Raw genomic sequence first — 12,974 nt, 5'->3', positions numbered from 1 at the left:
ACTATGTTTTTGCGCCACCTTATCGTTTTCAGCTTTATCGCCCTGCTCGCCGGCTGCTCGGGTTTCGGCACCCGCGAATCCGTCGAGGGTCACGGCAGCCCCGCGCTATGGCGCGAGCACAAACAGCAACTGAGCGGCCTCGACGGCTGGCAGATCAACGGCAAGATCGGCATTCGCGCCCCCAAGGATTCGGGCAGCGGCACGCTGTTCTGGCTGCAGCGCCAGGATTACTACGATATCCGCCTGTCCGGCCCGCTGGGTCGCGGCGCCGCCCGCCTGACCGGACGCCCCGGCAAGGTCGCGCTGGAAGTCGCCAACCAGGGACGTTACGAAGCTCCGACCCCGGAAGCCCTGCTCGAGGAACAGCTGGGCTGGAACCTTCCGGTCTCGCATCTGGCCTGGTGGGTTCGTGGGCTGCCCGCCCCCGACAGCAAGAGTCGCCTGACCCTGGACGGCGACAGCCGCCTGTCCAATCTCGAACAGGACAACTGGCAGGTCGAATACCTGAGTTATGCACAACAGAGCGGTTACTGGCTGCCCGAGCGGATCAAGCTGCATGGCCGCGACCTTGACGTCACGCTGGTGATCAAGGAATGGCAACCACGCAAGCTGGGGCAGTAAGCATGAGCGCGCCACGGCTGACCCTGCCCTCCCCGGCAAAACTCAATCTGATGCTGCACATCCTCGGCCGCCGTGAAGACGGCTATCACGAACTGCAGACGATTTTTCAGTTTCTCGATTACGGCGATGAAATCACCTTTGCCGTGCGCGATGACGGCGTCATTCGCCTGCATACGGAGTTCGCCGGCGTCCCCCACGACAGCAACCTGATCGTGCGCGCGGCCAAACAGCTTCAGGAACAGTCCGCATGCCCGTTGGGCATTGATATCTGGATCGAGAAAGTCCTGCCCATGGGCGGCGGCATAGGTGGCGGCAGTTCCAATGCAGCGACCACTCTGCTGGGCCTGAATCACCTCTGGCAACTGGGCTGGAACGAAGATCGCCTGGCCGCGCTGGGCCTTTCCCTGGGCGCCGACGTGCCGGTTTTCGTGCGTGGGCATGCGGCTTTCGCCGAGGGCGTGGGAGAAAAACTCACCCCGGTGGACCCCGAGGAACCTTGGTATCTCGTGCTGGTGCCGCAAGTCTCTGTAAGTACAGCAGAAATTTTTTCAGATCCGCTGTTGACACGTGACACTCCGCCCATTAAAGTGCGCCCCGTTCCCAAGGGAAACGGCAGAAATGACTGTTTGCCGGTGGTTGCAAGGCGTTATCCAGATGTACGTAACGCATTGAATTTGCTAGGTAAATTTACCGAAGCAAAACTGACCGGAACTGGAAGTTGTGTGTTTGGGGGCTTCCCAAGCAAAGCTGAAGCTGATAAAGTCTCGGCCCTTCTTACAGAGACCCTTACAGGGTTTGTAGCAAAAGGAAGCAACGTTTCGATGTTGCATCGCAAGCTGCGAAGTCTGCTCTAAAAGGAACCAAGTGCCAGGCACTTGATGCAACAGATACAGGGGCGTCGCCAAGCGGTAAGGCAGCAGGTTTTGATCCTGCCATGCGTTGGTTCGAATCCAGCCGCCCCTGCCATTTTCCTTATACTCATCCAGGTATACCCTCAGCCTTCAGGTACTGCGCGTGTCCAAGATGATGGTCTTTACGGGGAACGCTAACCCCGATCTGGCTCGGCGTGTCGTACGTCAGCTGCATATCCCTCTCGGTGACATCTCTGTCGGTAAATTTTCCGACGGCGAAATTACCGCTGAGATCAATGAAAATGTCCGCGGTAAAGACGTCTTCATTATTCAGCCGACTTGCGCTCCGACCAACGATAACCTGATGGAACTCGTCGTGATGGCTGATGCCTTCCGCCGCTCCTCAGCGACTCGAATCACTGCTGTAATTCCTTACTTTGGTTATGCCCGTCAGGATCGCCGTCCGCGTTCCGCACGTGTGGCTATCAGCGCGAAAGTCGTGGCTGACATGCTTACCGTAGTCGGCATCGACCGTGTTCTCACGGTTGATCTGCATGCTGACCAGATTCAGGGCTTCTTCGATATTCCGGTAGATAACATCTACGGCTCCCCGGTTCTGGTGGATGACATCGAAGACCAACGTTTCGAAAACCTGATGATCGTCTCCCCGGACATTGGCGGCGTCGTGCGTGCACGTGCCGTGGCCAAATCCCTGGGCGTGGATCTCGGGATCATCGACAAGCGCCGCGAGAAAGCCAATCACTCTGAAGTGATGCATATCATCGGTGACGTTGAAGGCCGTACTTGCATCCTGGTTGACGACATGGTCGATACCGCCGGCACCCTGTGCCACGCGGCCAAGGCCCTGAAAGAGCATGGCGCTGCCAAGGTCTTTGCCTACTGCACACACCCTGTGCTTTCGGGTCGAGCAATCGAGAACATTGAAAATTCCGTGCTGGACGAGCTGGTGGTGACCAACACCATCCCGCTGTCCGCTGCAGCACAAGCCTGTGCGCGTATCCGTCAACTGGATATCGCACCGGTTGTTGCCGAAGCGGTTCGCCGTATCAGCAACGAAGAATCGATCAGCGCGATGTTCCGCTAAGGCCCTGCCCTAGCCTTACATCTCGATGACGAAAAGCGCCCCGCCCCAGCATTCCTGTTGGGGCGGGGCTTTTTTGCCCATATCGCCTTTAGCGCTGGTCGCAAACGCTGGGGCGAGTGTGGTTATTTTGGAGATACAACATGAACGATTTTACTCTGAATGCTGAACTGCGTTCCGACCTGGGGAAAGGTGCGAGCCGCCGCCTGCGTCGTCTCGCAAGCCTGGTTCCAGCTGTAGTTTACGGTGGCGACAAAGCCCCTGAATCCATCAGCATGCTGGCCAAAGAAGTTGCCAAACTGCTCGAAAACGAAGCGGCTTTCAGCCACGTTATCGAACTGAACGTTGGCGGCACCAAGCAAAACGTCGTGATCAAGGCGCTGCAACGTCACCCGGCCAAAGGCCACGTTATGCACGCTGACTTCGTACGCGTTGTTGCTGGTCAGAAACTGACCGCTATCGTTCCAGTGCACTTCATCAACGAAGCTGCTCCGGTCAAGAAAGGCGGCGAGATTTCGCACGTTATCGCTGAAATCGAAGTGTCCTGCCTGCCGAAAGACCTGCCTGAGTTCATCGAAGTCGACCTGGGCGACGCTGAAATCGGCACCATCGTTCACCTGTCGAACATCAAGGCCCCTAAAGGCGTTGAGTTCGTTGCTCTGGTTCACGGTAACGACCTGGCTGTTGCCAACGTTCACGCTCCACGTGTTGCTCCAGAAGCTGCAGAAGGCGCTGCAGAGTAATTCACTCTGCTTGCCGGAGTTACCGGAAACATCGCGGACTGGAACGTAGCGAGAAAGCGGGCGGGAACGCGGAGTTTACATAATGGTAAATGAGCACTTGTCGTCCACTTTCGCCGCACGTTCCAGTCGCGGCGATGTTATCCACAACTCCAAGGAAGGGCCCCTATCGTGACTGCCATCAAACTGATCGTTGGCCTGGGTAATCCAGGCGCCGAATACGAACAGACCCGGCATAACGCAGGGGCCCTTTTTGTTGAGCGCATCGCCGAGAAACAAGGCGTCAGCCTTGTGGCCGATCGCAAATATTTCGGCCTGACCGGGCGCTTTTCGCACCAGGGTCAGGACATTCGTCTGCTGATACCCACCACCTACATGAACCGCAGCGGCCAGGCCGTGGCGGCATTGGCCGGTTTCTTCCGCATCAAGCCCGAAGAAATCCTGGTGGCGCATGACGAACTCGACCTGCCACCCGGCGTCGCCAAGCTCAAACAGGGCGGCGGGCATGGCGGGCACAACGGGTTGCGCGACATCATCGCGCAACTGGGCAACCAGAATACCTTTCACCGCTTGCGGCTTGGCATCGGCCACCCAGGCGTCGCCAGCATGGTCTCGAACTTTGTCCTGGGTCGTGCGCCGCGCGCCGAACAGGAAAAGCTCGATGCCAGCATCGATTTTGCCCTCGGCGTGCTGCCGGATATCTTCGCCGGTGAATGGAACCGTGCGATGAAAAACCTGCACAGCCAGAAGGCCTGACTCTTACCCGAGGGGAAACACCATGGGATTCAACTGCGGCATCGTCGGCCTGCCTAACGTCGGCAAGTCCACCCTGTTCAACGCCCTGACCAAATCCGGTATTGCGGCCGAGAACTTCCCCTTCTGCACCATCGAGCCGAACAGCGGCATCGTGCCGATGCCGGATCCGCGTCTGGACGCCCTGGCCGCCATCGTAGTGCCCGAGCGCGTGCTGCCGACCACCATGGAGTTCGTCGACATCGCCGGCCTGGTGGCGGGTGCCTCGAAAGGTGAAGGCCTGGGTAACAAGTTCCTGGCCAACATCCGCGAAACCGATGCCATCGCCCACGTGGTCCGCTGCTTCGAAGACGACAACGTGATCCACGTGTCCAACAGCGTCGACCCGAAACGCGACATCGAGATCATCGACCTGGAACTGATCTTCGCCGACCTCGACAGCTGCGAAAAGCAACTGCAGAAAGTCGCGCGCAACGCCAAGGGCGGTGACAAGGACGCCGTGGCGCAGAAAGCCCTGCTCGAGCAATTGATCGCGCACTTCACCGAAGGCAAGCCAGCGCGCAGCCTGATGAAAAACATGAGCGCCGAGGAGAAGCTGGTGATCCGCGGCTTCCACCTGCTGACCACCAAGCCGGTGATGTACATCGCCAACGTCGCCGAAGACGGTTTCGAGAACAACCCGCTGCTGGACGTGGTCAAGGCCATCGCCGAAGAAGAAGGCGCCATGGTGGTTCCGGTCTGCAACAAGATCGAAGCGGAAATCGCCGAGCTGGACGACGGTGAAGAGAAAGACATGTTCCTCGAGGCCCTGGGCCTGGAAGAGCCGGGCTTGAACCGCGTGATCCGCGCCGGTTACGAAATGCTCAACCTGCAGACCTACTTCACCGCGGGTGTAAAGGAAGTACGCGCCTGGACCGTTCGCGTCGGCGCCACCGCCCCGCAGGCCGCCGCCGTGATCCACACCGACTTCGAAAAAGGCTTCATCCGCGCCGAAGTGATCGCCTACGACGACTTCATCCAGTTCAAGGGTGAAGCCGGGGCCAAGGAAGCCGGTAAATGGCGCCTGGAAGGCAAGGACTACATCGTCAAGGACGGCGACGTGATGCACTTCCGCTTCAACGTCTGACGCGTTTTTGCCGGAGTTCAGTGGCGCTCATTAGAACGCCACTGACAATAGATCTCTTTAAATAAACAATAGGGCCCCATAGGGGGCCCTATTGTTTTCAGCCACAAAAAACTGGGGGATCCGAGTTCAAGATCAAGTCAGGTCTCATCACCGATCCCCCTTCCAAGCTCTTGCAGATGTGATTATGTTCCTTCTGGCTCAGTCTTCTGGAAATTATCTACACGCCTTTAGCTCACTGATAACTCATCGTGAAAATCGCCAATCCGTTTGCACTACCAGGCGATACATTTGGCGCAATCTGCACATAACGCGCACTGAGTGGAATCTGAAATACCGACACGCCCTGCGCGATTGTGCCCGCCTTCCATTGATTAGTATTCCCAGCAGAACTGGAGTCAGGCCCATAACCGAGCACGACATCCTCTTTGAGGATATGAATACCCAACCCGGATGCGGTCGATGCAGAAGTGAGCGACAACGTGGTGGAGGTATTGTCTGGGCGGGACACGTCCGTCAGCGTGACATAGGAACTGATCACAGTACCCACCTCTCCCCCAGAACAAGCCAGGGTAATGGTAAAAGGGCGAGGAGGAGATGTAGCGCCCATGCCGGTAAAAGTCGTGGTCGCGATGTTGCTCATCGTTACCGGAATGGCCGGTGTGGAAACGGTACAAGTGGGTCCGGACGAGATACTGCTTTGACCCGCCACCGTAACCTGCCAGTCCCTGCAGCCGCCCTCCGCACAGTTGAATTTGCTTGTCACCCGGGTTCCAACCGATAACTTCCCACTCTGAACCGGGCCTGTCTTTATCAGCTCTATCCAGATGGTTTGCATATGAGAATCATTGAGCTGCCAGCCGGTTGCACCGGCGTTGTGAGTGCCTGGACCGGTGATCGGGATGGTGACCCCACTGGGAAAGTTTCGGGCCCGCCATATAGCCCACCACCTGACGCCCAAGCCAGGAATATTGGTCTCGTAGACATCGGTAAATCCTGGCGCCAGTGTTCCATTACTCACTGAGCCCCAAATGGTGGAGTCTGCGGCGAACGTCCCGTCCAGCAGTTTTGACTCTTCTCGAGTAGAGGTCCACAGCACCGCCCCGACGTCGGCGTTTCCTGGAACAACAATGTTTGCAGGCAGTGAAATACTGGATGTTCGTGGAGTGAACCATCCAGCGGCAAACACATGACTCGGCAGTAATGCAGAGAAGATAAAAAATAGAATAAACACCGAAATAAAAATGCCGCGTTTCATATGAAAATCATCCGTACCGTCAAGAGGGAGTTTGCACCAGTCGCTAGGGCAACAACCCCTGCAGCCGAACTTCTTCCTCAGAGAGGCTTCGTGCTGTCCGAAGGCAGGCACAATGCGGTCGCTATTTTCCATAAGAAAATGCGACCTTCTCAATGAGGCAATTCTTATATTCCTACTTTCAGAAAGGAAAATTCCTAAAGTGACTTCATGCGGCCGAGGACTCTCTATGTGGATAGGGGTTGGCTGCCGTCATTCACACAACGGCAACTCCGGATCCCTCTATTCCCCCGAGTATCAAATCGCCAGCCAGCCCCATCCTCTTCTCGATACAAAACCGGAGGCTTGGGTAACTCCAAGTATGAAAGTCACGGACACTTCATCGCGCCACGCGACAGGAGTACCCTGCGCACCACTGACACTGTCAGATACTTGCATGCGTTCTGCTTAACTCTATGCTCTCGCTCACGCTACGCACGGACAGGAACCCGCCACCGATGCAAAGGAAAGTAATACTCGTCGATGATCATCTGCTGACACTTATCGGCATCCGCGCCTCGCTCAGCGGCGATTGCACGTTGCAGATCGTGGGCGAGGCCCAGAATGTCGAAGGGCTGTTCCAGCTGTTGGCCGAACAGCCCTGCGATCTGGTCGTCACCGATCTGATGATGCCCCACAGCGAACAGGCCGACGGCATCCGTCTGATCGAACAGTTGCGCCGCCGTTACCCCGAGATCGCAGTCATCGTGGTGACCATGCTCAACAACCCGGCGCTGCTGGCCTCGATCCTCAAGCTGGGAGTCCAGGGGTTGATCAGCAAGCGCGGGGTACTAGGCGACCTGCAAAAGGCCATTCGCGCCAGCCAGACCAAACCCTTCGTCTCCCCGTCCATCCGGCATCTGTTCGACCCCATGGAGCCTATGGCCGAGGTCGAACAACTGTCCCCTCGCGAAGTCGAGGTGCTACGCCTCTACGGCGCCGGGCTGTCGGTCAATGAAATAGCCCTGCACCTCAATCGTTCCAAGCAGACCATCAGCAGCCAGAAGAGCAGCGCCATGCGCAAGCTGGGCCTGGACAGCAACGCCAGCCTCTACCTGTACATCCAGGAAGTCGGGCTGGCCTGAGACTATGCCTAACCCTCCAGCCGGCCTGCCGCGCCTGATTCTCTGGATCACGCTCTTGCTGACCAGTGTCGCGTCCCTGGCCGCCGCCGAGCCTGAGCCTGCTCCGCTGTCCCTGGCCACGCTGATGGCCATGCGTCAGACTTTGCCCCCTCGCCCGCTCCGGGTCGCCGAAGTGAGTGCCTCCAACGAGCAACCCGAGCCTCGTGGCAACGATGTGCTCAACCAGATCACCAACGACTACCTGGAACACATCAGCCAGTTTCTCGAACTGCCGATTCAACGGGTGCCCTACCCTTCGGTGGACATGGCCATTGCTGCCCTGACAAACGGGGACATCGACCTGATGCCCCGCGCCACCGAGTACGAAAGAAAACAGCCAGGGTTCGTCTACAGCAAGCCCTACCTGGACAACGAGCCGATCATCGTCGGGCGCATCGCCGACAAGGACCTGTCCCCTGACCTGGCGGGTAAACGCGTGCTGGTTCCGGCCTATTATGTGCAGGCTGAAACAGTCGGCAAGGCCTACCCCAAGGCTGAACTGATCGTGATCAACAGCATTGTCGAAGGCCTGCAACGCCTGTCCGACGGCGAAGCCGACGCCCTGATCGGCGATCAGCTGCGCACCAATTTCTACATGCGCAGCCTGGCCAACCTCAAGTTGCAGAACAAGTACATCGCCAATCTGCCGGCCATGGGTTTCAGCTTCGCCGCCCGCGGGCATGAGGACAATCTGGTGACCCTGATCAACGCCGCGCTGAAGACGGTTTCCCGGGAGCACAAGCAAGAGATATTGCAGCACTGGGAACGCTCGCCCTGGCTGTTCGCGCCGACCGACTCCTTCGCCCTCAACAGCGCGGAAGACAGCTGGCTCAAGCGTCTTCCTTCGCTGAACCTGATCGCCCACAAGATCCCCAACTACCTGTACCGCAAGGCCGACGGCCAATGGGCCGGGCTGGCGTTCAATGTGCTGCGCAGCCTGGCCGACGACTATCAACTGCAACTGAACATCATCGACAGCCAGTCCCCGGACATCGACCGCCAGCGCCTGGAGCGCGGTGAGGCACAGATCGCCCTGTCGCTGGCACCGACTCCGGTCCAGCAAAAGAGCCTGTTATTCAGCGATGGCTTCGGCACCGAGTACTGGGCCTTCATTACCCGCGAGGGCGCCAGTTCCCCCAGCTCGCTGGCGGCCCTGGGGGGCAGGCGCCTGGCGGTCGTCGCCGGACATCCCCTGCAGCCTCTGCTCCAGAGCCGCTACCCGAACATCGAACTGGTACTCACCGACCATTACTCCCAGGCCGTGCATCTGGTCGAACAGGGCATGGTCGACGCCACGCTGAACAGCGCCGCCGATGCCCAACGGCTGGACAATCCCCGGCTCCGGGCCGGCAAGCAGTTCCAGGCCCAGGCCGAGCCCCTGGTGTTCGCCGTATCGGCCAAGCCCCCCGAACTCCTGAGTATTCTCAACAAGCTCCTGTATTCGTTGAAAACTTCGGACGGCAATCAGCACCGCATCAGCATCCTGGCGCGGCCCGCCACCAAGGGTTCGCTCTGGGTCTACCTGCCGAGCTGGGTCTGGCAAAGTGCCGCGCTGGTCCTGGTGCTGGTGCTGCTGTCGTTTTACTGGAACTGGCGCCTGCGGATTCAGATCCGCCAGCGGCGCGTCGCGCAGAATCAGCTCAAGGACCAACTGGCCTTCCAGTTCGCCTTGCTCAACGGCTTGCCCATCCCGCTTTACGTGCGTGACTTGCAAGGGCGCCTGAGCACCTGCAATCACGCTTATGAGCAGTTCTTCGGCCGGTCCCTGGACGAGAAGCGCGGCACCACGCCGCAAGAGCAAGGCATCGCCCCACGCGCCCTGGCCCTGGATCTGGAGGAGCAGCACCAACGGCTGCTGAATAACCGCCAGTCGCAATTCCTCGACAGCGTGATCGAGGTCGATGGCCAGGACCATCATATCTACCAATGGCTGGTGCCCTTCTACACCGCACTCGGCAAACAGCAGGGCCTGCTGGGCGGCTGGATCGACATCAGCGTGCGCAAGCACCTGGAACACAAGCTGCTCGAGGCCCAGCAGCAGGCAGTCGACGCCAGCGCCGCGAAAAGCCAGTTCCTCGCGACCATGAGTCATGAGCTGCGCACCCCGCTGAACGCCATGGTCGGCCTGCTGGAGCTGGAAACCAGCGGCGCGCCCCCCCCTTCGCAAAACCTCAGCATCGCCCAGCAGTCGGCGCAATCGATGATCGACCTGATCGGCAACATTCTCGATCTGGACAAGATCGAGACCGGCCAGATGGAACTGGTGCCCAGCCCCACCGACCTCGATCAACTATTGGCCAACTGCCTCGAGCTGTTCGTCGCGCAGGCCCGGGAAAAACACCTGAAGCTGAAGCTGCGACACCGCCTGCCCCCCGAGCGGCGCTACCAGGTCGACGCCCTGCGCCTGACGCAGATCCTTCACAACCTGTTGTCCAACGCCTTGAAGTTCACGAACCGGGGCTGGGTCGAACTGTCGGTCCAGGAGCTGGACTCGGGGCCTCGGCAAAGCCGCCTGATGTTCCAGGTCAGCGACACCGGCATCGGCATCGCCGAGGATCAGCAGCCGCAGATTTTCGCGCCTTACCAGCAAGCCCACGCCGAGATCGCCCACCTGCACGGCGGTTCCGGCCTGGGCCTGAACATCTGCAAACAGCTGGTCGAGCTCATGGGCGGCAGCATCCGCCTCGCCAGTGCCCCGGGCCAGGGTTGCCGGGTCAGCTTCGAACTGACCCTGCCCTGGCAACCGGACGAGGACGAGCCGCAGCATGTCCTTCAAGGCGCTACGGCGGTGGCCGAGTTGAATGTACTGATCGTCGACGACGTCTCCACCAACGGCCTGGTGCTCGAACAGCAACTGCTCAGGCTCGGCCATCGCGGGACCTACGTCAGCAATGGCAAGGCGGCCTTGCAAGCCTGGGAACATGGCCACTTCGATGTGCTGGTCACCGATTGCAACATGCCGCACATGGACGGCTACGCCCTGGCCCGCAGTGTCCGTGCCGCAGAGCAGGCGCGCGGGTTGCCCAGGATCCCGATCATCGGCTACACCGCCCGCGCCCTGGCCGATGAAAGGCAGCGTTGCCAGGCAGCCGGCATGGACGACCTGATGATCAAGCCCATCGCTCTCGAGCGTCTGCGGGAACTACTCGGCAAGCTGAAAGCGCTCGGGCTATCGAGTTCATCCCTCAACGCCCCCCTCACGCCGCCCCTCGTCCCAGCGCCTGACGAGCAGGCTGCCGCGACGTTCGACCTGACCTACCTGGAGGGTTTCCAGAACGATCCGCAGCTCAAGGAGCGCTTGCTCCAGGAGCTGCGCCGGAACCTGGAACAGGAGCGCGAACTGTTGAGCACCCCGCTGCCCGACACACCGGAGTTCCTCGAACAATGGGTCCACCGGGTCAGCGGCCTGGCCTGCACGGTCGACTCGCCGGCGTTGATGCGGGCCTGCCTCGACCTGCAACTCGCGACTCGTGAAGGCGAGCAGGACCTGGAGGCGCAACGCCACGCGGTGCTGTCGGTCATCGAACGCATGCTGCGCGATATCGAACGCCACGGCTGACCCGTCCCGGGCAGCCCTGAGCAACAATCCCGGTCCCGGGCAGCCCCAGGCCGCCCTCCTGAAACATTTTGTTCCATTCCCTGGCTCGCCGTTTCGTACTCGTCTCATACAAGGCAAAAGCCCCGCTCGGCATCCTAGGTCCCCTTCGAAACGGGGCGCCACGGTCCAGGAACATTCCAGGTCGACTCATTGGGCGGCCGGCATCGAAGAACTCAAAAAAAGACTCTTTCATATCCCTAATTCAAGGTGATTCGATGCCTCATAACACCCGCGCCAGCGTCATGCGCAAGCTTCCGTTGGCCATCACCCTCGGCCTGGCTTCGCTGGCCAGCCAGCAAGCCTTCGCCCACGGTTATGTCGAAAGTCCGAAGTCCCGTGCCTTCATGTGCTCCGCGAACGGCGGCAACCTCAACCGCGATTGCGGCCCCGTCACTTACGAACCGCAAAGTGTCGAGTACTCGCCATCGGTCCAGCATCACTACCCCAAGGATTACTGCTCGGGCGACTTCACCCAATGCGGTCCGGCGAACGGCACCATCCCGGCCGGCGGCATCACCAGCTTCTCCCAGCTCAACGAGCAGACCGCAACCCGCTGGCAGAAAACCACGATCAAGCCGGGCATGAATGAATTCACCTGGCACTACTCCGCCGGTCACGCCAGCGCCTACTACCAGTTCTACATCACCAAGAAAGACTGGAACCCGAACCAGCCGCTGACCCGCGAAGCCTTCGAGATGACCCCGCTGCTCAATGAAAACGCCGGTGGCGCGCGTCCGCCGGCCGGTGGCAAGACCAAGCACAAGGTCAACATTCCTGCTGACCGCAGCGGTTACCACGTGATCCTGGCGACCTGGAAAATCGCCGACACCGCCGCCACCTTCTACCAGGCCATCGACGTCAACATCGACAACGATGGCGCGCCGATTCCCGACTGGAAGATCCTTGGCGCGGTGCAGCCTGAACAACTGCAAGTCGGCGACAAGGTCAGCACCCGCGTGTTCACCAATGCCGGCGAACAGCCGAACCGCCAGACCCGCCTGAACATCGAGACCGCCGAGCAGGCCAACGCCAACACCTGGCCGTTCCTGTTGGCGGAAAAGGTCAACAAGGCCAATGCCGGCTACGTGATGGGCGAGCTCAACGCCAACAACGAAGTCGTGCCCAACTACGGCAAGAACACCCTGTACGCCAAGAACAACAGCGACGTGGTGCGCGTGGAAATCCAGAAAGAGCAGCCGAGCATTCCTGGCGAGCTGAAACTTTCCGGCCTCAAGGCCGAGTACACTCTGAAGGACAACGCCACCGACCTGCACTTCAACGCCATTGCCCAGGGCGGCACGTACACCATCGCCTCCACCGTGTTCAACGGCAAAGGCGAAAGCATCGCCCACCAACAGGCGGCAGCCGGCAACAACACCCCGCACTTCTCCATCCCGCTGCGCAACGTCAGCGAAGGCGACTATGACGTGGTGGTCGTGGCCAAGCCGGAAAAAGGCGAGCAGCTGCAACAAAGCCAGCGCATCACCCTGAAAGCCGAGGACGTGGGCGGCGGTGACTACGACTACGTCTTCCCCCAGGGTCTGACCGGCTACAAGGCCGGCACCAAGGTACTGGCCAAGGACGGCAACGTCTATGAGTGCAAGCCGTTCCCCTACAGCGGCTACTGCATCCAGTGGAACACCAGCGCCACTCAGTACGAGCCAGGCGTTGGCAGCAACTGGAAGGACGCCTGGATTCGCAAGTAATCCATAACCTGACCAACCGCGGCGTGGTGCCTTGGCACCGCGTTGCGGACCTTGGGAATCGC

Annotated in this window: 10 protein-coding genes and 1 tRNA gene; 10 read left to right on the top strand and 1 reads right to left on the bottom strand. The window is 59.7% G+C overall.

Annotated elements, in window-relative coordinates:
- Positions 1-3: 3 nt before the first annotated feature.
- From lolB to ychF, 7 genes are all read left to right on the top strand, one after another.
- On the top strand, positions 4-621 hold the full coding sequence (gene lolB, locus CRO75_RS27310) for a lipoprotein insertase outer membrane protein LolB (RefSeq protein ID WP_007928346.1): 618 nt from the start codon (positions 4-6) through the stop codon (positions 619-621).
- Between the two features lie 2 nt (positions 622-623).
- Entirely contained in the window at positions 624-1,475 is an 852-nt protein-coding gene (ispE, locus tag CRO75_RS27305; RefSeq protein ID WP_097139428.1) for a 4-(cytidine 5'-diphospho)-2-C-methyl-D-erythritol kinase, read from the top strand.
- Between the two features lie 37 nt (positions 1,476-1,512).
- A tRNA-Gln gene (locus tag CRO75_RS27300) sits at positions 1,513-1,587 on the top strand.
- A gap of 48 nt (positions 1,588-1,635) precedes the next feature.
- Complete coding sequence (locus tag CRO75_RS27295) at positions 1,636-2,577, top strand: ribose-phosphate pyrophosphokinase (protein WP_003171603.1); 942 nt, start codon at positions 1,636-1,638, stop codon at positions 2,575-2,577.
- Positions 2,578-2,717: 140 nt separating this feature from the next.
- Positions 2,718-3,317 carry a 50S ribosomal protein L25/general stress protein Ctc gene (locus CRO75_RS27290; RefSeq protein WP_097139426.1) on the top strand — a complete coding sequence of 200 codons (600 nt, stop codon included), beginning with the start codon at positions 2,718-2,720 and terminating at the stop codon, positions 3,315-3,317.
- A gap of 168 nt (positions 3,318-3,485) precedes the next feature.
- Positions 3,486-4,070, top strand: a complete 585-nt coding sequence (pth, locus tag CRO75_RS27285) for an aminoacyl-tRNA hydrolase (protein ID WP_007928340.1) — start codon at positions 3,486-3,488, stop codon at positions 4,068-4,070.
- A gap of 22 nt (positions 4,071-4,092) precedes the next feature.
- A complete protein-coding gene (ychF, locus tag CRO75_RS27280; protein ID WP_062824652.1) occupies positions 4,093-5,193 on the top strand; it encodes a redox-regulated ATPase YchF in 1,101 nt (366 codons plus the stop codon).
- Between the two features lie 232 nt (positions 5,194-5,425).
- Here the strand turns inward: ychF and CRO75_RS27275 are convergent, their stop codons facing one another.
- Complete coding sequence (locus CRO75_RS27275) at positions 5,426-6,448, bottom strand: fimbrial protein (RefSeq protein WP_158539509.1); 1,023 nt, start codon at positions 6,446-6,448, stop codon at positions 5,426-5,428.
- A gap of 494 nt (positions 6,449-6,942) precedes the next feature.
- Here CRO75_RS27275 and CRO75_RS27270 point away from each other — a divergent pair, with 494 nt between their 5' ends.
- The 3 genes from CRO75_RS27270 (at position 6,943) to gbpA (ending at position 12,912) form a co-directional block, all read left to right on the top strand.
- A complete protein-coding gene (locus CRO75_RS27270; RefSeq protein WP_097139422.1) occupies positions 6,943-7,569 on the top strand; it encodes a response regulator in 627 nt (208 codons plus the stop codon).
- A 4-nt stretch (positions 7,570-7,573) separates the two neighbouring features.
- A complete protein-coding gene (locus CRO75_RS27265) occupies positions 7,574-11,167 on the top strand; it encodes a transporter substrate-binding domain-containing protein (RefSeq protein WP_097139420.1) in 3,594 nt (1,197 codons plus the stop codon).
- Positions 11,168-11,421: 254 nt separating this feature from the next.
- A complete protein-coding gene (gene gbpA / locus CRO75_RS27260) occupies positions 11,422-12,912 on the top strand; it encodes an N-acetylglucosamine-binding protein GbpA (RefSeq protein ID WP_097139417.1) in 1,491 nt (496 codons plus the stop codon).
- The last annotated feature ends 62 nt before the right edge of the window (positions 12,913-12,974 follow it).

The sequence above is a fragment of the Pseudomonas sp. LAMO17WK12:I10 genome (assembly GCF_900215185.1).
Lineage (GTDB): Bacteria > Pseudomonadota > Gammaproteobacteria > Pseudomonadales > Pseudomonadaceae > Aquipseudomonas > Aquipseudomonas chlororaphis.
This window is presented reverse-complemented; position numbering and strand designations above follow the sequence as displayed.